We start from the raw sequence: 17,436 nt of genomic DNA on the forward strand, positions 1-17,436 counted from the left end.
GGGCCGGATCAGAGAGCGGGGTCTGGTGCGTGCGATCGCAAGGCGGAGGAGGGAGTCAACGCGGAGCGTTGGCGACCGACGACAACGCGGCGAGCGTGCGTGCCAGACCCCGCGAGCCCGGCATGATCCAAACGCCAGGCCCTGGGTCGGTCACCCGGCCCTGCGCGGCCATGCGCTCCGCGAGCGAGCGGGCCGCCGCTTCCTTCGTTGTGGCGGACAGGTCGAGATCGACCAGGTCCGCGGTGATCATCTGGCTCATCGCGGGCTCCCTTGCTCGCTGAGTTCTCGGTCGAGGGGTACGTCGGCGGTCACGGTGACCGCCGCCGGGTTCAGGTCGGACGGGGTGGGCATCTCGCTCCCCGGCAGCTGGACGGCCGCCGCGCCGTGCGCGACCGCGGCCGCGAGCGCCTCGGGGCCTTCTCCGCCGGCCGTGAGGAATCCGGCCAGGGAGGCGTCGCCCGCGCCGACGTTGGAGCGGACGGTGTCGACCGCCGCCGCGCCGAACCAGGTGCCGTCGGCGGTGACGAGCAGCTGGCCGTCCGCGCCGAGGCTCGCGAGCACCGCGCCCGCGCCGCGCCGGCGCAGTTCCTCCGCCGCCTTCACGGCGTCGCCGACGGTGGCCAGGGGGCGGCCGACGGCCTCGGCGAGTTCGTCGGCGTTCGGCTTGACGACGTCCGGCCGGGCCGCGAGGGCCGCGTTGAGGGAGGGGCCCGAGGTGTCGAGGGCGATCCGGGCGCCCGCGCCGTGGGCGCGGGTGACCAGTTCGGCGTACCACTCGGGCGGGAGGCCGCGCGGGAGGCTGCCGCAGCAGGCGATCCAGTCGGCGGCCGGGGAGTAGGCCCCGACGGCGGCGAGGAGGGTCTCGGACTCGGCCGAAGTGAGCTCGGGTCCTGGCGCGTTGACCTTCGTCAGCGTGCCGTCGGGTTCCGCGATCGCGATGTTCGAGCGGGTGTGGCCCGCCACCGGTACCGGCGCGACCTCGATCCCCTGGTCGGCCAGGAGCTGGGCGACCAGCGCGCCGGGCGCCCCGCCGAGCGGGACGACGGCCACGGTCCGCCGCCCGGCGGCGGCGACCGCCCGGGAGACGTTGACGCCCTTGCCGCCGGGGTCCATCCGCTCGGCGGAGGCCCGCAGCACCTCGCCGCGCTCCAGGACCGGGACCTCGTAGGTCCGGTCGAGGGAGGGGTTGGGGGTGACGGTGAGGATCATGTGCGTACGACTTCCGTTCCCGCGGCCTCGATCGCCGCGGCGTCCTCGGGGCTGAGCCCGCTGTCGGTGATGAGCAGGTCGACGTCGGTGAGGGCGCCGAAGCGGGCGAAGTGCTCCTCGCCGTGCTTGGCCGAGTCGGCGAGCAGCACGACCCGGCGGGCGGAGGCGATCACGGCCCGCTTGACGGCGGCCTCGGCGAGGTCGGGGGTGGTGAGCCCGAGCTCGGGCGAGTAGCCGTTGGCGCCGAGGAAGGCGACGTCGGCGCGGATCTCGCCGTACGCGCGCAGCGCCCAGGCGTCGACGGCGGCGCGGGTACGGTGCCGGACCCTGCCGCCCACGAGGTGGAGGTCGATGCCGGGGTGGTCGGCGAGCCGGGCGGCGACGGGCAGGGCGTGGGTGACGACGGTGAGTCCGCAGTCGAGGGGAAACTCGGCGGCGAGCCGGGCGACGGTGGTGCCGGCGTCGAGCACGACGCTTCCCTCGTCGGGGAGTTCGGCGAGGGCGGCCCGGACGATCCGGTCCTTCTCGTCGGCGGCGGTCCCCTCGCGCTCGGCGAGGTCGGGCTCGAAGTCGAGCCGCCCGGCCGGTATCGCGCCGCCGTGCACCCGGCGGACGAGTCCGGCCCGGTCGAGGGCCTTGAGGTCGCGCCGTACGGTCTCGGCGGTGACCTGGAACTCCTCGGCGAGGGAGAGGACGTCGACGCGTCCGCTCTCCCGGGCGAGCCGGAGGATCGCCTGCTGTCGCTCGGGTGCGTACATGTGGTTTTACATCCGTTCCATGCCCGAACCTGTTGTTTCTCTTGCAGGCTACGTCCGCGTATCCGCGAAGTAAACAGATTCGGGCATCGAAACGGACATGGAACCGGACATACGACGAAGGGCCCCGGCCCCCGGGGACGTCCATCCCGGGGGCCGGGGCCCTTCGGCCTCGCTCACGTACTCACTTACGTACCCACTTACGTACTCACGAGGTGAGCGCGGGCTCCTTCGCGACGGCGTCGCCCTCGACGTCGTCCTCCGCGCCCTCGATGTGCTGCTTCGGCTTCGCCGGCAGCGCGAACATGATCAGGAAGATCACGGCGAGCACCGCCACCGCCCAGCCGAGCGCGTTCTGGAAGGCGTCCGCGAACGCCGTACCGATCTCGGTCGGGACCTCCTTGAGCCGGTCCTCGTCGATCACGCCGAAGAAGACGACCGAGACGAGCCCGAGTCCGAGCGCGTTGCCCATCTGCCCGGTCGTGTTGATGAGGCCGGAGGCCGAGCCCGCGTGCTCGCGGGGCACGTCCGAGAGGACCGCGTCCGTCAGGGGGGCCACGATCAGGCCCATGCCCAGACCCATGACGACGAGTGGCAGGATCATCTGCCAGGTGGTGATGTCGGTGCCGTACCGGCCGGCCTCCCACAGGTAGAGCAGCATGCCCGCGGCCATCGTCAGCGCGCCGGTCTGCAGCACCTTGCGGCCGAAGCGCGGGACGAGCTTCTGCACCGAGAGGCCGGCCGCCGTGGAGACGGCGATCGAGAACGGCACGCCCGTCAGACCCGCCTTGAGCGGGCTCCAGCCGAGGCCGATCTGCATGTACAGCGTCCAGACCAGGAAGAAGATGCCCATCACGACGCCGAAGGTCAGCTGGACCGCGATACCGGCCGCGAAGCTCTTCACCTTGAACAGGGAGAGCTCGACCAGCGGGGAGCCGTCCTTCTTCGTCTTGTACTTCTCGTACGCGATGAGGGCGGCGAAGACGAGGAGGCTGCCGGCCATGCAGAGGTGGCCCCAGAGCGGCCAGTCCAGCTCGCGGCCGCGCGTCAGCGGGTAGATCAGCATCAGCAGCGCGAGCGTCACGAGGAGCACGCCGACGATGTCGAGGCGGAGCGCCTTCGGCGCCTTCGACTCGGTGATGAACTTGCGGCCGAGGAGCAGGCCCGCGATGCCGACCGGCAGGTTGATGAGGAAGATCGGCCGCCACTCCAGGCCGGCGATGTTCCACTGGGTGAGCAGCGCGCCGAGGAGCGGCCCGGAGACGGCGCCGAGGCCGATGATCGCGCCGAACATGCCGAAGACCTTGCCGCGCTCGTGGGCGGGGAAGGTGACGTGGATGATCGACAGGACCTGCGGCACCATCATGGCCGCGGCCGCGCCCTGGAGGAGGCGCGAGGCGACCAGCATCTCCGGGTTGGCGGCGAAGCCGCAGAGCGCGGAGGCGACGGTGAAGCCCGCGGTGCCGAGGAGGAACAGCCGCTTGCGGCCGTAGATGTCGCCGAGGCGGCCGCCGGTGATCAGGCCGGCGGCGAACGCGAGGGCGTATCCGGCGGTGATCCACTGGATGGCACCGAAGGTGGCGCCGAGGTCCCGCTCGATGCTGGGGATCGCGATGTTGACGATCGTGGCGTCGACCAGGTCCATGAAGGCGGCGGTCATGACGATGGCGAGGGCTATCCAGCGTCTGCGGTCGGCGGGGTCCGCGGCAGCGGCTGCGTCGGGGGCCGCGGGGGCCGCCTCCGTGACGGCGTCGTGTGAACTCATGAGGAGAAACTTAGAGACCATATAGGTCAGTGCATGTCCTAGATGCGGCGCATGCTGAAACACATGACGGACACTCCGGCACGACTGCTGAATCTGCTCTCGCTGCTCCAGACGCCGCGCGAATGGCCGGGCAGCGAGCTCGCCGACCGGCTCTCGGTCTCCGCGCGGACGATCCGCCGGGACATCGACCGGCTGCGAGAGCTCGGCTATCCCGTGGAGGCGACGAAGGGCGCGGTGGGCGGGTACCGCCTGGTCGCCGGTACGGCCATGCCGCCGCTGCTCCTCGACGACGAGGAGGCGGTCGCGATCGCGGTGGGGCTGCGGGCGGGCGCGGGGCACGCGATCGAGGGCGTGGAGGAGGCGTCGGTACGGGCGCTGGCCAAGCTGGAGCAGGTGCTGCCGTCACGGCTGCGGCACCGGGTCTCCACGCTGCAGAACGCGACGATCCCGCTGACGCGGGGGGACGGGGCGACGGTCGCGCCGTCGACGCTGACGGCGCTCGCGGGCGCGGTGACGGCGCAGGAGCGGCTGCGGTTCGGCTACCGGGCGGGGGACGGTACGGAGTCGCGGCGGCAGGTCGAGCCGTACCGGCTGGTTTCGACGGGGCGGCGGTGGTACCTCGTGGCGTACGACCTGGAGCGCGAGGACTGGCGTACGTTCCGGGTGGACCGGGTCTCGGACCCGTTCGCGACGGGGGCGCGGTTCGCGCCGAGGGAGCTGCCGGAGGGCGGGGCGGCCGGGCTCATGAACCGCTCGATGGCCCGGGCCCAGCCGGAACTGGACCTGGACGTCACCTTCGAGGCCCCCGCCGAATTCGTCGCGTCCCGCCTCCCGTCCCACCTGACCCCGAGCCCGACGGGCCCGACGGCCTGCCGCGTCCACACACGCACGACGGACTCCACGGAATGGCTGGCCCTCCGCCTGGCCCTGGTCGACGCCCCGTTCACGATTCACGGCCCGCCGGCCCTGCTGACGTACACGAGGGACTTGGGGGCACGGCTGAGCGCGGCGACGGGCTGAGGGGCCCACTCCCCCAGGGCCAAGGCTCGTCGCCCTGGCCCTGGTTCGCCGGCCGCTCTAGGCCACCGCGTCGAAGCCCGTGTCGCGGGCCATCTTCTTCAGTTCCAGGAGCGCGTGCTTCTCGATCTGGCGGATGCGCTCGCGCGTGAGGCCGTGTTCCTTGCCGACCTCCGTGAGCGTGCGCTCGCGGCCGTCCTCGATGCCGTAGCGCATACGGATGATCGAGGCCGTGCGGTGGTCGAGCTTGTCGATCAGGTCGTCCAGCTCCTCGCTGCGCAGCAACGTCAGGACGGACTGCTCCGGCGACACCGCCGACGTGTCCTCCAGGAGGTCGCCGAACTGCGTCTCGCCCGCGTCGTCCACCGACATGTTCAGCGAGACCGGGTCACGGGCCCAGTCCAGGACGTCCACGACGCGCTCGGGCTTCGTGTCCAGCTCCGCCGCGACCTCGGCCGGCTCCGGCTCGCGGCCGTGCTCCCGGTTGAACTCGCGCTGCACACGCCGGATCCGCCCGAGCTCCTCCACCAGGTGGACGGGGAGCCGGATCGTGCGCGACTGGTCGGCTATGGACCGCGTGATGGCCTGGCGGATCCACCACGTGGCGTACGTCGAGAACTTGAAGCCCTTGGCGTAGTCGAACTTCTCGACCGCGCGCACCAAGCCCGCGTTCCCTTCCTGGATCAGGTCGAGCAGCGGGAGGCCGCTGCGCGGGTAGCGTCGCGCGACCGCGACGACCAGCCGCAGGTTCGACTTGATGAAGAGATCCTTGGCACGCTCGCCCGCTTCGTAGAGCGCTTCGAGCTCCTCGCGGGAGGCCCCACCCGCCTCGCTCTCCACCTCGCCGTCGAGTATCTGCCGGGCGTAGACGCCCGCCTCGATCGTCTGGGAGAGCTCGACCTCCTTGGCGGCGTCGAGCAGGGGCGTGCGCGCGATCTCGTCGAGGTACATGCCGACCAGGTCGCGGTCGGCGATCTCCCCGCCCACGGCGCGAACGCTGCTTGCCCGGCTCTTGCCGCTACCGCTGGTGGCGGAGGACTGACGACGGGCGACGGCACGGGTTGCCATGCGTGCTCCCTTGCTGAGTAGGTCGCGACACCCTTTCGGGTGCCCTGCATCCGACGGAAACAACGACTGGAATCAGGACAGAATTCCCACCCGACGCATCGATTTTCGCGATCATGCAGTACCCTGTGCCGCCGCCGAGGCCGATCGATGGCATTCGCACGCACAGAGGTGCAGGTCAGGCCGGGCACGGAGGGTGACCCGACCCCGCTCACGGAGCCGTACGACCACTGCACCCGTGAGACGCGCATCACCGTCGACGCCCCACTCCCACCCTGAAGACGACCCGCGCCCTCTTCTGGTTGCTCGCGATGTCCAGAATGGGACGAAAGTCGAATTCTCGAGTAAGCGGTGCGGGGTGCGGGGGCGTCGCCCGGCACGAAAAGCGGCTCGGACGGCCCGCGTGACGCCGGTCACCCTGGATACGATGAGCCCAGGTCGAAGACCAGCGAGGGAGGCACGATGATCGATCAGTCGTGGCTGGAGTACGTACAGCCTCAGGTCCAGGAGTTCCTGGAGGGCACCCGACTCGTCCGCCTCCGGCTCACCGAGGAAGGCGTCAAGTTGGTCCCCGTTACACCCGCCCACAAGAAGACCCAGCGGCGGATCGAGGAGCAGATCGAGAACGGCCTCCCCGGCTTCGAACCGATCGCCGAGTTCCGCCTGGTACCCACGGTCGAGAGTTACAACCCGGAGCCCGACGCCGCCGCGATCCCCAGCTCCCTGTACAACGCAGGCGAACCGAACTACCACCACACGGACCTGCCGTTCGTCGTGGAGATCGTCTCCGCCGAGTCGAAGGCCCGCGACTACGTCACCAAGGCCTCGCACTACGCCCTGCGCGGCATCCCCAGCTACCTCGTCGTCGACGTCTACAACGGCACCTGGGAGCTCCTGAGCGATCCGCACTCCCCCGCGACGGCACCGGCCGAGTACCGCACGTCCCACAAGGGCGCCTTCGGCGACCCGATCACCATCGCCGTGGGGGCGACCGAGCTCGTCCTGGACTCCTCGAGGTTCGAGCAGATCACTCCTTAGGGGACCGACCCCGACACGGCGCTCGACGTCGGTGACGCGAGGGCGCTGACCGCCACGGGCCGGGCGATCGAGGTCAACCCGCCCGTGTCCTAGAAGCCGCTCAGCCGAACTGGACCGAGCGCTTCGCGAGCCCCATCCAGAAGCCGTCGATCACGCTCCGGCCCGCGCCCAGGTCGCCCGTCGCGTCCGCCGCGCCCAGGGTCACGAAGAGTGGTGCGAAGTGCTCCGTGCGCGGGTGGGCCAGGCGGCCCGCCGGGGACTTGTGCTCGAAGTCCAGGAGCGCGTCGACGTCCTGCGCCTCCAGGGCGTGGCGGCCCCAGTCGTCGAACTCCGCCGACCAGCCGGGCACCCCCGCCCCCGTGTGCCGCAGCGCGGCCAGGTTGTGGGTGAAGAATCCGCTGCCGACGATCAGTACGCCCTCGTCGCGCAGCGGCGCGAGCCGCCGGCCGATCTCCATCAGCTTCCGGGGGTCGAGCGTGGGCAGGGAGATCTGGAGTACGGGCAGGTCGGCGTCCGGGAACATCTCCACCAGCGGCACGTACGCGCCGTGGTCGAGCCCCCGGTCGGGGATGTCCTGCACCGGCGTGCCGGGCCCGTGCAGCAGCTTGCGGACCGAGGCGGCGAGTTCGGGGGCGCCCGGGGCGTCGTAGCGCACGCGGTAGTAGTGCTCGGGGAAGCCCCAGAAGTCGTAGACGAGCGGCACGGTCTCGGTCGCGCCGAGCGCGAGCGGGGCCTCCTCCCAGTGGGCGGAGACCATCAGGATCGCCTTGGGCCGGGGCAGCCCGGCGGACCAGGCGGCGAGCTCGCCCGGCCAGACTGGGTCGTCGGCGAGCGGTGGAGCGCCGTGCGAGAGATAGAGGGCGGGCATCCGTTCCAGCGTGGCGTCCGCGACGTCCATGGCATGCGTGGCGTCCATGATGACGACCGCCTCCAGAAGATTTCTTGAAGTTTCAAGCGTGCTGACACCCCGAGCGTAAGTCCATATAGTTCAACTTTCAAGGACGAGTCGTACGATGGATCCCATGACCACCGCACCCGAAGACGCGCCTCGCTGGCTCAGCGACGACGAACAGTGCGTCTGGCGCGCGTACCGCCACGCCACCACCCTCCTCGAGGACCATCTCGACCGCCAGCTGCAGCGCGACGCCGGGATGCCGCACATCTACTACGGCCTGCTCGTCCAGCTCTCCCAGGCGCCCCGGCGCCGGCTGCGGATGACCGAGCTGGCCAAGGACGCCAAGATCACCCGCTCCCGGCTCTCGCACGCCGTCGCCCGCCTGGAGAAGAACGGCTGGGTGGTGCGCCAGGACTGCCCCTCCGACAAGCGGGGCCAGTTCGCGCACCTCACGGACGAGGGCTTCGAGGTGCTGAGGCGGACGGCGCCCGGTCATGTCGGCGCCGTGCGGCAGGCGATGTTCGACCGGCTCAGCCCGGAGCAGGTGGTCCAGCTCGGCGAGATCATGAAGGTCATGGCGGAGGGGCTCCAGCCGACGGGCCCGGACGCGGACCTGCCCTGGCTCCGCTGAGCGGAACCAGGGCAGGACCAGAAGGAATCCGTACGCGGATCAGTGCGCGATGACGGGGATCTTCACCTCGTCCTCAGCACCCTCGCCCGAGCCCGAACCGGCGACCGGTCCGGTCTCCGGCTTCCCGGTGTTGATGAAGGTGAAGGCGATCGCGGCCGCGACGGCCAGGATGCCGACGGCCCACCAGATGGCGGCCGCGTAACCCTCGACCATGCCCTGGAGCTGGAGCAGCTTCTGGGCGCCCTCCGTGGTGGCGCCGGCCGCGTGGTCGACGATGTACGCGGTGGTCGCCGAGGCGGCGATCGTGTTCAGCAGGGCCGTACCGATGGCGCCGCCGACCTGCTGCGAGGTGTTGACCATCGCGGAGGCCACACCGGCGTCCCGCGGGTCGACGCCGTGCGTGGCGAGCGACATGGCCGGCATGAACGCCGTACCCATGCCGAGGCCGAGCAGCACCTGCGCGGGCAGGATCAGACCGGCGTACGAGGTGCCGATCTCCAGCTGGGTGAGCAGCAGCATGCCGACGCCCGCGGTCAGGAAGCCCGGGCCCATCAGCCAGCGCGGGGGAACCCGCATCATCAGCCGCGTACCGATCTGGGTCGAGCCGACGATCATGCCCGCGATCATCGGGAGGAACGCGAAGCCCGTCATGACCGGCGAGTACCCCTTCACGACCTGGAGGTAGTACGTCAGGAAGAGGAACAGACCGAACATCGCGATGATGGCCAGACCCAGCGAGAGGTACACACCGCCACGGTTGCGCTCGGTCAGGACGCGCAGCGGCAGCAGCGGGGACTTGACCTTCGCCTCGGTGAGGACGAAGGCGGCGAGGAGCACGGCGGAGGCGACGAACATGCCGATCGTCGTGGCGTCCGACCAGCCCGCGGACTCGGCGCGGGTGAAGCCGTAGACGAGCGAGACCAGGCCGAGGGTGGAGAGGACCACGCCCGGGATGTCGAGCGGCGAGCGGTTGCGCCCGCCGGCCGGCTCACGGATCACGAAGTACGCGCCCGCGGCCGCGACGATCGCGAAGGGGATGTTGACGAAGAAGGTCCAGCGCCAGTCCAGGTACTCGGTGAGGAAACCGCCGAGGATCAGGCCCACGGCGCCACCGCCACCGGCGATCGCACCGTAGATGCCGAAGGCCTTGGCGCGCTCCTTGGCGTCGGTGAACATCACCGCGAGCAGGGAGAGCGCGGCGGGCGCGAGCAGCGCGCCGAAGGCGCCCTGGAGCGCGCGGGCACCGAGCATCATGGCCTCGCCGGTCGCGGCACCGCCGAGGGCGGAGGCGGCGGCGAAGCCGATCAGGCCGACGACGAAGGTGCGCTTACGGCCCCACAGGTCGGCGATGCGGCCGCCGAAGAGCAGCAGACCGCCGAAGGCGAGGGCGTAGGCCGTGATGACCCACTGCCGGTTGCCGTCCGAGATACCCAGGTCCTGCTGGGCGGAGGGCAGCGCGATGTTCACGATCGTCGCGTCGAGCACGACCATCAGCTGGGCGAGGGCGATGAAAACCAGGGCTTTCCAGCGCCGGGGATCTGTTTCGGACATGGGGGTAGCCACCTCATGGTGCGTAAAAGGAAAAAGTGGATGTAAGTGGGTGTTCCGTAAGGGGAGTTACGGACGCGAGTGCAGGGTCATGCGCGGGGTCACGGGACGGTCAGGTCAGCTCAGGGTCATTGGTCGCAGTCGCCCCTCAGGTCCTCAAGAGTGGCGGCCGAGCCGGGCAGTACGGAGCGTGCGGGCGCTTCGAGTCCGTCCAGGAACAGCTGCAGATGGCGGTGGACGAAACGGTCCATGTTCAGGCAGGCGGTGCCCGGGAGCGGGCGGGTGAGCTGGGAGACGGCCACCATCAGGTCCCCGACGCCGACGTCGGTGCGGAGCCTGCCCGCGCCGTGCGCCCGGTCGACGAGGTCCTGGACGGCCTCTTCCAGCTGCTCGCGCCCGGCGTGCAGTTCGGGGTGGTTCTTGTCGAAGGTGCCGTCGAGGATCGGGCACAGGGCCCCGATGCGCTCGTCGGCGGCGGCGTGGGTGAAGCGGCGCAGCGCGTCGAAGGCGTCGGCCTCGCCCGCGTCGACGGCCTCAGCCGCCTCCCGCGCCAGGTCCGTGGTGCGGCCGGTGACGGAGAGGACGACCTCGTGGACGAGGTCGTTCCGCTCGGGGAAGTTCCGGTAGAGGGTGGCGTTGCCGACGCCCGCGCGGCGCGCGATCTCGTCGAGCGGCACCTGGGGGCCGAACTCGACGAACATCTCACGGGCCGCGGTGACGATCCGCTCGCGATTGCGCAGGGCATCCGCACGGGGGCGGGGTACGCGGCGAACGGGCGCGGTATCGGCTTCGGCAGTCATGCCACGCCTCCTTCCAGAGCTAAGGGACTCTCGGGTCCCCGGACCGATCCTCGGACCCTTGGATCCTCGGACCCTTGGATCCTCGGACCCTTGAATGACGATCCGGGGAATGGGTCCCCACTTCTTCGAACACAGGCGTAAACGGGGAGGGAGTCCCCGGTTATTTCCCACTGGGAATGTGACCTGCGTCACATGCATGAGACTCTCCGCGAATACCCACGATCGGGCCAACCCGACGCGCGCCCCCGGAGCTCTCGACACAGGCTGATCGGACAGCAGCGCTGATCAGAGACGCACGCCGACCCGAGAGGCGACCGCATGCAGCAGGCCCGCCGGCGCATACGCAGACCCGTCGTCCTCGCGACCGCGGCGGCCCTCACGCTCGCCGCCCTCGCCTCGGCCAGCACCACGCTGCCGGGCCCCGCCCCTGCCTCGGCGGGCCCGGTGGCCGCCGCGCCCGGGGACGCCACGGCGCTCGGGCCGTGCAGGATCGCGACGACGATGGGTGTGCAGATGTCGGAGGGGATGCCCACGGCCCCCGGATACGCGCGCTCCACGGGCCGCGTCAGGGCCCTCAACCTGATGGTCGACTTCCCGGACGCGGAGGGGGAGGGCACGGCGCTCGAACGGTACGACGAGTTCTTCCCGAAGACCACCGAGTGGTTCAGCACCAGCTCGTACGGGCGCCTGCACTACCACCCGGAGGCCCCGATACCCGAGTGGCTGCGGATGCCGCGGCCGTTCTCCTCGTACGGGATAGAGCGCGGCTCACCGTACGAACCGGGCTACCGCGGCCTCGTCGAGGACATCGTGAAGACCGCCGACCCGAAGGTCGACTTCAGCGCGTACGACCTGGTCAACATCCTGATCACCCCGAACGCCGGGCCCTCGGCCCTGGACACCGTCCTGTCCGTCACCTTCTCGGGGAACGACGAGGCGCCGTACGCGGACGGCGTCCCGCTCTCCAACACGTCCTTCGTCTACAGCCGCCAGGACGACGGCTCGGGGACGTACGACCAGACCGGCTACCGCGTGCTGCCGCACGAGAACGGCCACATCTTCGGCCTGCCCGACCTCTACACCGTGGACGGCGGGGGCACGGTCGGGCACTGGGACATCATGTCCGAGGACTGGGGGGCCAACAACGACCTGCTCGGCTGGCACAAGTGGAAGCTGGGCTGGCTGGACAACAGCCAGATCCGCTGCGCGGCCCTGCCCGGGTCGCACGACTACGCGCTGACCCCGCTGGCGACGGCCGGCGGCCCAAAGCTCGCGTTCGTACCCCTCTCCGAGAAGTCGGGTTACGCGGTCGAGGTCCGCACCCGGGAGGGCAACGACGAGGCGGTCTGCGAGGAGGGCGTCCTGATCTACCGGGTCGAGTCGGACGTCGACACGGGCCACGGCCCGGTGACGGTGGCGGACAGCGACAGGGAGAGCGGCGGCTGCACGCGCCGCCCGAACGTCCACGCGGAGCTGTCGGACGCGCCGTACCGGCCGGGAGAGACGTACCACGACCGGACGAACGGCATCCGGATCTCGGTACTGGGCGAGGAGGCGGGGGGCACGTACCGCGTACGAATCACACGCGGCTGAACGCGCCTACGGCTCCCGCATCTCTCCCCTCAACTCCCGCTTGAGCACCTTCCCCGTGGCGTTCCGGGGCAGCTCGGTGTGGCGTACGACGACCAGGGCGGGCACCTTGAAGGCGGCGAGCCGCGTCCCCGCGTACGTCCTGAGCTCCTCGACGACTTCCTCTTCCTCGACGCCGACGGTGGCGCCCTCGCGCAGGCGCACGACGGCGGCGACCTCCTCCCCGAGGGTCGGGTGGGGTACGCCGAGGACGGCGGCGTCGAGGACGTCGGGGTGCTCGTGGAGCACGGCCTCGACCTCGACGCAGTACACGTTCTCGCCGCCCCGGATCACCATGTCCTTGAGCCGGTCGACGACGGTGAGGCGCCCGTCGCGGAGGCGGGCGAGGTCGCCGGTGCGGAACCAGCCGTCCTCGGTGAAGGCGGCGCGGGTGGCGGCCTCGTCGCCCCAGTAGCCGCGGACGAGGGACTGGCCGCGCAGCAGCAGCTCCCCCACCCCGTCGGCGTCGGGCCGGTCGACGCGGACCTCGGTGGCGGGGGTGGGCCGGCCGAGGCCGCTGGGATGGGCGCGGTACTCGGCGCCGAAGGTGGCGAAGACCCCGCCGCAGGTCTCAGTGAGGCCGTAGCCGTTGCGGGGCTCGATGCGCTCGCCGTAGGCGGCGGTGAGCCGGGCGACGAGCTCGGGCGGGGCGGCGGCGCCGCCGGTGTTGAGCATGGTGAGGCTCTCCAGCGGATCGCCGGTCCGCTCGGCGAGGTCGAGGAGCTGGAGGGCGGTGGTGGGAACCCCGGAGTAGTGGGTGACGCGGTGGAGGCGGATGAGCTCCAGCGCCTGCTCGGCATCCCACTTCCGCATGAGCACGAGGGTCCCGCCGGCGGCCATGACGGAGTAGAAGGAGGTGAAGGCGGCCACGTGGAAGAACGGGAACGTGGTGAGCGAGACGGGCGCGGGCCCCTGCCCGGGGACGGTGCCGCGCCCGAGGGCGGAGGCGGCGGCGAAGTAGCGCGGGTTCATCGCGGCCCCGGCCTGCGCGAGGTGGGTGGCGACGGCGCCCTTGGGGCGGCCGGTGGTGCCGGAGGTGTAGATGAGGGTGGCGTCGTGCTCGGGCAGGACGTCGACGGGAGGCGGCCCGAGCAGCGAGTCGGTGTCGCGCACGTAGGCCTGAAACCCGTCCCCACCCTCCCCACGAAATACGATCCCAGGCACGCGACGCTTCCGCGCCCACGCCCGCACACGCTCCATCCGCTCCCCGTCGACGAGCAGAACACGGGGCGTGCAGTCGTCGAGGGCGTACGCGCACTCCTCCTCGGTCCACCAGGCGTTGAGGGGCACGGCGACGAGGCCGGCGAGCTGGGCGGCCCAGAAGGCGATCTGCCACTCGGGGTGGTTCCGCATGGCGACGACGGCCCGGTCGCCGGGGCGCAGCCCGTACTGGTCGACGAGCCGCCGGGCGAGCCCGCAGGCGGCGTCGAAGAAGGCGCGGTAACTCAGCACCCCGCCCTCGGAGACGAGGAACGGCCGGTCCCCGTACGCCCACGTGGCCTCGACGAACTCCCGCAGCGTGCGAGGCCCCTCGACATACACCCCGTCCTCGACGGCAAAGGGCCCCCCGGGCGCACCCAGCCGCGCGGCGACCGCCTCCGCAGCGTCTCCCACACCCACGACCGCCCCACTCTCTAAGCACTCGCTCAGCCCCGGCCGACGCTATGCCCGACACCCCGGACCGTCAAACACGGTCGCCGGCCCCGGCAAGGGTCAAGCGGACGAGGCTGACCGCAGAGACGGCGCCCGGCACAGCTCCAGCCCCCGCACTCCCCGCCCACCAATCTGGGGCGACCTCCCCAACCCCCATCCGCTAGGCTGTCAGCGGTCAGCCACCCTCCAGGGCCACCCGCCCAACCAGGCCAACCTGACCAGTGCACGCCTTCGTAGCTCAGGGGATAGAGCACCGCTCTCCTAAAGCGGGTGTCGCAGGTTCGAATCCTGCCGGGGGCACAAGCCGAAGGGCCAGCTCAGGGGTGCATTCCCCCGAGGCTGGCCCTTCGTCATGATCGCGGCCGTGCCACCTACGTGCCAGAAGGCGGCGGATCGCTCCCTTCCTGGTCCTGGCGAGCGCGGCGGATCATCTCGCCGAGCTTCCCCGCGATGTGCTGATCACGGTCACTCGTCATGTGCTGATAGATCAGCGCGGCCCGGGTCGTGCTGTGGCCCATCCGCGTCATGAGTTCGCGCGTGCTGGCCCCGACGCTGGAGGCGAGCGTGTTCCCGGTGTGGCGGAGATCGTGGAAGTGCACGTTCCCAGAGACCCCGGCCTTGGTACGAGCAGTGGTCCAGTCGTCCCGGAAGTTGCTGCGGCGTAGGAGCCCGCCGCGGGGACCCTGGAAGAGATGGCCGTCCTGCCCGGCGCCGGCGAAGTGCTCCAGGTGGTGATCGAGCTCGGGGACGAGCTCGGCCGGGAAGGCGATCGGCCGGACGCCGGCGGCGGACTTCGGGGCCTTGTCGGCCAGCCTGCCGTTCTGCAGCTCGGACTGGGCACGGCGGACCAGGACCACGGAGCGGGTCAGGTCGAGGTCCCGGCGACGGAGTGAGGCCAGCTCACCGAAGCGGAGCGTGGTGAAGGCGGCGAGGAGCACGAGCACTCGGTAGCGCGGCTGGATTGCATCGGCCACGGCGTACACCTGGGCCACGGTCAGGATGGGCCGCTCCGGGACGTCGTACCGATCGGCGCCCTTGATCCGGCACGGGTTACGGCGGATGAGTTCGTCGTCCACCGCCGTGTTCAGGATGGCCCGGAGTAGTTGATACGCCTTGACCACGGTCGGCTCCCCCACACCAGCGTCCAGGAGTCCGGTACGCCAGGCCCGGACCCGGGGCGTGGTGATCGCGGCTATGGACCCGGCGCCAAAGGTCGGCTTGATGTGCACCCGGACCACGCTCTCGCTCCGCTCCCGAGTGCGGTCCTCCAGCTTGCGGTGCCTGAGCCAGTCGTCGGCGTACGGCCCGAAGGACACCTTGCCCGCGTCCGGGGCTTGGTAAGTCCCACGGATGATCTCCGCCTCGATGGTGGTCAGCCAGACATCGGCGTCCGTCTTGGTGTCGAAAGTGTGCGGGGCGGACTTCACCTCGCCCGACAGTGGGTCGCGGTACCGAGCTTGCCAGCGTCCCGAGGCAAGCTGCCGGACAGTGCCGAACCGGCGTCGCCTGCCTTTGCGGTTCGCCATCAGGCCACCTTCCCGTAGCGACGCTCGATGGGCTGCACGGTGTGGGTCTCGATGTACGCCTCGATGGCGGGCTCCGGGATGCGGACGTGCCGGCCGACCTTGACGAAGGTGATGCGCCGTTCCTCGATGAGGCGTCGCGGGAAACGGACGGAGGTGCCGAGGAGTTCGGCGACCTGGTCGACGGTTAGTAGACGTGCGGACATGGTCACCACTCCCCTTCGGTGGACTCTTCGAACTGGGCGCGGATCTCGCGGGCGTGTTCGCGGTCGTGCTGGATGTCGCGGCGGATGTTGGCGGCGAGCCAGGACTCTCCCGGGGTGGAGCCGTGTCCGGCGTAGGTCCAGTGGGCGACGACGAGGACGTTGCCTCCGGGTGTTCGTCGGGGTCGGGCAGGCCGAGGGAGGCGCGTTGCTGGGCGGCGCGGTAGTCGGCGCGGACCTGGCGTAAAGCACCGAGGGTGGTGGAGTAGCGGTGGGACTTCGTGGAGAAGTGGCCCCGGAAGCCGAGCATGTGAGCCCAGGCGCGGAGGCGCCGGTCTGGGTAGGCCGCATCGAGCTCCATGCAGGCTTCCATCGGGTCCGTCGAAGCGGATGACGGCGTGGAAGTGGACGGCGCCGCGCTTCTGGTACTCGGCGACCTTGCCGAACGAGACGCGGGACTGCTCGCGAGCAGCCTTCTGCGTGAGGCCGGCACGGGCGGCGATCTCGCGGCAGAGGTAGATCGTGAAGTAGCGCCAGAAGTCTAGCGAGCGCTGACGGCCGCCGAGGTCGAAGCTGTCGCAGTGGCCGGCCCCCCCGACGTCAGGGCAGTGGAAGCTCTTCGGGCCGCGCACGCTTCAGGAAGGGCGGTCGCGGTGGTGAGCAACAACTCTGCCGAGTGTGTTCAACGCTTCGTGGAGTTGCATGGCTTGGGCGATTTCGTCGCGAAGATCGTCGGTCGTCCCACGGGGCAGCCCCAGCTGATGAAGCCGAACCCGTTCCCGCTCATCACGGCGGCCGAGCGGATGCACATGGACGTCACGAACTGCACCCTGATCGGTGACTCGCTCACGGATATCCAGGCCGCTCACGCTGCCGGTGCAACGGTCATCGGCTACGCCAACAAGCCTCACAAGGCAGACCTGTTCGCCGAAGCGCAAGCCGACGCGATTGCCGACGACATGCAGGCCATCGCCGACGCACTCACCACGGCGTAGCCGAGGCGTGGCTTTGTTCGCGACAACCGGGTTCTGACACAACTTCAGATCAGATCGCGGGGCGCCGGAGCACGTTGGTGGGCTCCCAGTCGCTCTTCCAGAAGGCTTCAAGCCCGTACTCGTTGATGAACTGCCGCTCGACCTCGTGGATGGGGTACATCCCTTGGATGTTGATCACGTCGTGGCTCTCGTGTCCCGGAGTGCCGACGTCGATGCCCAGGTAGTCGTCTCTGTCGAGGATCATCGGCGCGAACACGCAGAATGCCGTCATCTCGGACTCAGGCAAGATTCGCTCGCCAAAGTTGATGGTGCTGCCGTAGCTGAAGGGGCAAGTGCCACGGAGCTGCTCGGCGAGGTAGCCCACCGCGTGGGCCCAGATCACGTTGGTCGAGTTCACGCTGAGGCAGAGTTCTGGCGTGCCGTGCTGCCAATCCGGATGCTCTGCTAGCGACAAGCCGTAGGTGAGCGCCGTGAGAAGCCCGTCCGGCAGGTTGTCGTACACGATCTCCGTCACGCCCCGCAGCCCCTGCTTGGTCGACTCGACAGGAAAGAAACGAGGCTCCGTTCCTCCGGAAAGTCGATCAAGATGGGCGAGGTACTTCTCAACGCGACTGGCCATGCGTCCAGCCTGCATGATCGTTCACCTGTGCACGCCACCGGGGCCTTCACCAGTAACGCTCCGCAACAGGTCCACAGAAGCTGAGCCAGAA

17 protein-coding genes, 1 tRNA gene and 1 pseudogene are annotated in these 17,436 nt (G+C 70.3%); 6 read left to right on the top strand and 13 right to left on the bottom strand.

The window, feature by feature from the left end:
- Nucleotides 1-55 precede the first annotated feature (55 nt).
- From ACFWRO_RS33155 to ACFWRO_RS33170, 4 genes are all read right to left on the bottom strand, one after another.
- The gene (locus ACFWRO_RS33155; RefSeq protein WP_384517225.1) at nt 56-259 is read right to left on the bottom strand and encodes a hypothetical protein; all 204 of its coding nucleotides are present in this window, start codon (nt 257-259) and stop codon (nt 56-58) included.
- The gene (pfkB, locus tag ACFWRO_RS33160) at nt 256-1,209 is read right to left on the bottom strand and encodes a 1-phosphofructokinase (protein WP_384517117.1); all 954 of its coding nucleotides are present in this window, start codon (nt 1,207-1,209) and stop codon (nt 256-258) included. Before pfkB ends, ACFWRO_RS33155 begins: the two co-directional genes overlap by 4 nt.
- Nucleotides 1,206-1,967: a DeoR/GlpR family DNA-binding transcription regulator gene (locus ACFWRO_RS33165; protein WP_362013094.1), complete on the bottom strand. Its 762-nt coding sequence runs from the start codon at nt 1,965-1,967 to the stop codon at nt 1,206-1,208. Before ACFWRO_RS33165 ends, pfkB begins: the two co-directional genes overlap by 4 nt.
- A gap of 205 nt (nt 1,968-2,172) precedes the next feature.
- Nucleotides 2,173-3,729 (bottom strand): MFS transporter, encoded by a 1,557-nt coding sequence (locus tag ACFWRO_RS33170; protein ID WP_384517120.1) that lies wholly within the window; start codon nt 3,727-3,729, stop codon nt 2,173-2,175.
- A gap of 63 nt (nt 3,730-3,792) precedes the next feature.
- Between ACFWRO_RS33170 and ACFWRO_RS33175 the strand changes: the two genes are divergently transcribed.
- Complete coding sequence (locus ACFWRO_RS33175; protein ID WP_384517122.1) at nt 3,793-4,749, top strand: helix-turn-helix transcriptional regulator; 957 nt, start codon at nt 3,793-3,795, stop codon at nt 4,747-4,749.
- A 57-nt stretch (nt 4,750-4,806) separates the two neighbouring features.
- On the opposite strand, the gene ACFWRO_RS33180 is transcribed toward ACFWRO_RS33175, so the two are convergent.
- Nucleotides 4,807-5,814: an RNA polymerase sigma factor RpoD/SigA gene (locus ACFWRO_RS33180; RefSeq protein ID WP_384517125.1), complete on the bottom strand. Its 1,008-nt coding sequence runs from the start codon at nt 5,812-5,814 to the stop codon at nt 4,807-4,809.
- 459 nt (nt 5,815-6,273) lie between these two features.
- Between ACFWRO_RS33180 and ACFWRO_RS33185 the strand changes: the two genes are divergently transcribed.
- Nucleotides 6,274-6,849 (top strand): Uma2 family endonuclease, encoded by a 576-nt coding sequence (locus tag ACFWRO_RS33185; protein ID WP_384517126.1) that lies wholly within the window; start codon nt 6,274-6,276, stop codon nt 6,847-6,849.
- A 100-nt stretch (nt 6,850-6,949) separates the two neighbouring features.
- Here ACFWRO_RS33185 and ACFWRO_RS33190 read toward each other — a convergent pair whose 3' ends face one another.
- Complete coding sequence (locus tag ACFWRO_RS33190; RefSeq protein WP_384517220.1) at nt 6,950-7,717, bottom strand: dioxygenase; 768 nt, start codon at nt 7,715-7,717, stop codon at nt 6,950-6,952.
- 145 nt (nt 7,718-7,862) lie between these two features.
- Here ACFWRO_RS33190 and ACFWRO_RS33195 point away from each other — a divergent pair, with 145 nt between their 5' ends.
- On the top strand, nt 7,863-8,375 hold the full coding sequence (locus ACFWRO_RS33195; protein WP_384517129.1) for a MarR family winged helix-turn-helix transcriptional regulator: 513 nt from the start codon (nt 7,863-7,865) through the stop codon (nt 8,373-8,375).
- Nucleotides 8,376-8,414: 39 nt separating this feature from the next.
- Here ACFWRO_RS33195 and ACFWRO_RS33200 read toward each other — a convergent pair whose 3' ends face one another.
- Together ACFWRO_RS33200 and ACFWRO_RS33205 are read right to left on the bottom strand one after the other, a co-directional pair.
- Nucleotides 8,415-9,926: an MFS transporter gene (locus ACFWRO_RS33200; RefSeq protein WP_384517132.1), complete on the bottom strand. Its 1,512-nt coding sequence runs from the start codon at nt 9,924-9,926 to the stop codon at nt 8,415-8,417.
- Between the two features lie 125 nt (nt 9,927-10,051).
- On the bottom strand, nt 10,052-10,723 hold the full coding sequence (locus tag ACFWRO_RS33205) for a TetR/AcrR family transcriptional regulator (RefSeq protein WP_384517135.1): 672 nt from the start codon (nt 10,721-10,723) through the stop codon (nt 10,052-10,054).
- Nucleotides 10,724-11,041: 318 nt separating this feature from the next.
- Here ACFWRO_RS33205 and ACFWRO_RS33210 point away from each other — a divergent pair, with 318 nt between their 5' ends.
- A complete protein-coding gene (locus ACFWRO_RS33210; RefSeq protein WP_384517137.1) occupies nt 11,042-12,316 on the top strand; it encodes a M6 family metalloprotease domain-containing protein in 1,275 nt (424 codons plus the stop codon).
- 6 nt (nt 12,317-12,322) lie between these two features.
- Here ACFWRO_RS33210 and ACFWRO_RS33215 read toward each other — a convergent pair whose 3' ends face one another.
- Nucleotides 12,323-13,966, bottom strand: a complete 1,644-nt coding sequence (locus tag ACFWRO_RS33215) for a class I adenylate-forming enzyme family protein (RefSeq protein WP_384517140.1) — start codon at nt 13,964-13,966, stop codon at nt 12,323-12,325.
- A gap of 266 nt (nt 13,967-14,232) precedes the next feature.
- Here ACFWRO_RS33215 and ACFWRO_RS33220 point away from each other — a divergent pair.
- Nucleotides 14,233-14,305: transfer RNA gene (locus tag ACFWRO_RS33220), tRNA-Arg, on the top strand.
- Nucleotides 14,306-14,376: 71 nt separating this feature from the next.
- Here the strand turns inward: ACFWRO_RS33220 and ACFWRO_RS33225 are convergent.
- The 3 genes and pseudogenes from ACFWRO_RS33225 to ACFWRO_RS33235 form a co-directional block, all read right to left on the bottom strand.
- Nucleotides 14,377-15,531 (bottom strand): tyrosine-type recombinase/integrase, encoded by a 1,155-nt coding sequence (locus tag ACFWRO_RS33225; RefSeq protein WP_384517143.1) that lies wholly within the window; start codon nt 15,529-15,531, stop codon nt 14,377-14,379.
- Nucleotides 15,531-15,734, bottom strand: coding sequence for a helix-turn-helix domain-containing protein (locus ACFWRO_RS33230; RefSeq protein WP_384517145.1), 204 nt, complete (start codon nt 15,732-15,734; stop codon nt 15,531-15,533). The genes ACFWRO_RS33225 and ACFWRO_RS33230 overlap by 1 nt, the downstream gene beginning before the upstream one ends.
- Nucleotides 15,735-15,736: 2 nt before the next feature.
- A pseudogene (locus tag ACFWRO_RS33235) lies at nt 15,737-16,336 on the bottom strand (replication initiator); the annotation flags it as partial.
- A 3-nt stretch (nt 16,337-16,339) separates the two neighbouring features.
- On the opposite strand from ACFWRO_RS33235, the gene ACFWRO_RS33240 reads away from it, so the two are divergent.
- Nucleotides 16,340-16,726: an HAD family hydrolase gene (locus ACFWRO_RS33240; protein ID WP_384517148.1), complete on the top strand. Its 387-nt coding sequence runs from the start codon at nt 16,340-16,342 to the stop codon at nt 16,724-16,726.
- A gap of 49 nt (nt 16,727-16,775) precedes the next feature.
- On the opposite strand, the gene ACFWRO_RS33245 is transcribed toward ACFWRO_RS33240, so the two are convergent.
- Nucleotides 16,776-17,345, bottom strand: a complete 570-nt coding sequence (locus ACFWRO_RS33245; RefSeq protein ID WP_384517151.1) for a suppressor of fused domain protein — start codon at nt 17,343-17,345, stop codon at nt 16,776-16,778.
- Nucleotides 17,346-17,436: the final 91 nt, after the last annotated feature.

Source organism: Streptomyces sp. NPDC058579 (assembly GCF_042718575.1).
Lineage (GTDB): Bacteria > Actinomycetota > Actinomycetes > Streptomycetales > Streptomycetaceae > Streptomyces.

Coding starts and splice junctions, on each gene's coding strand:
- ACFWRO_RS33185 (WP_384517126.1), top strand. CDS start 6,274: ATGATCGATCAGTCGTGGCTGGAGTACGTACAGCCTCAGGTCCAGGAG.
- ACFWRO_RS33165 (WP_362013094.1), bottom strand. CDS start 1,967: ATGTACGCACCCGAGCGACAGCAGGCGATCCTCCGGCTCGCCCGGGAG.
- ACFWRO_RS33175 (WP_384517122.1), top strand. CDS start 3,793: ATGACGGACACTCCGGCACGACTGCTGAATCTGCTCTCGCTGCTCCAG.
- ACFWRO_RS33200 (WP_384517132.1), bottom strand. CDS start 9,926: ATGTCCGAAACAGATCCCCGGCGCTGGAAAGCCCTGGTTTTCATCGCC.
- ACFWRO_RS33195 (WP_384517129.1), top strand. CDS start 7,863: ATGGATCCCATGACCACCGCACCCGAAGACGCGCCTCGCTGGCTCAGC.
- ACFWRO_RS33170 (WP_384517120.1), bottom strand. CDS start 3,729: ATGAGTTCACACGACGCCGTCACGGAGGCGGCCCCCGCGGCCCCCGAC.
- ACFWRO_RS33180 (WP_384517125.1), bottom strand. CDS start 5,814: ATGGCAACCCGTGCCGTCGCCCGTCGTCAGTCCTCCGCCACCAGCGGT.
- ACFWRO_RS33210 (WP_384517137.1), top strand. CDS start 11,042: ATGCAGCAGGCCCGCCGGCGCATACGCAGACCCGTCGTCCTCGCGACC.
- pfkB (WP_384517117.1), bottom strand. CDS start 1,209: ATGATCCTCACCGTCACCCCCAACCCCTCCCTCGACCGGACCTACGAG.
- ACFWRO_RS33225 (WP_384517143.1), bottom strand. CDS start 15,531: ATGGCGAACCGCAAAGGCAGGCGACGCCGGTTCGGCACTGTCCGGCAG.
- ACFWRO_RS33230 (WP_384517145.1), bottom strand. CDS start 15,734: ATGTCCGCACGTCTACTAACCGTCGACCAGGTCGCCGAACTCCTCGGC.
- ACFWRO_RS33190 (WP_384517220.1), bottom strand. CDS start 7,717: ATGCCCGCCCTCTATCTCTCGCACGGCGCTCCACCGCTCGCCGACGAC.
- ACFWRO_RS33155 (WP_384517225.1), bottom strand. CDS start 259: ATGAGCCAGATGATCACCGCGGACCTGGTCGATCTCGACCTGTCCGCC.
- ACFWRO_RS33205 (WP_384517135.1), bottom strand. CDS start 10,723: ATGACTGCCGAAGCCGATACCGCGCCCGTTCGCCGCGTACCCCGCCCC.
- ACFWRO_RS33245 (WP_384517151.1), bottom strand. CDS start 17,345: ATGGCCAGTCGCGTTGAGAAGTACCTCGCCCATCTTGATCGACTTTCC.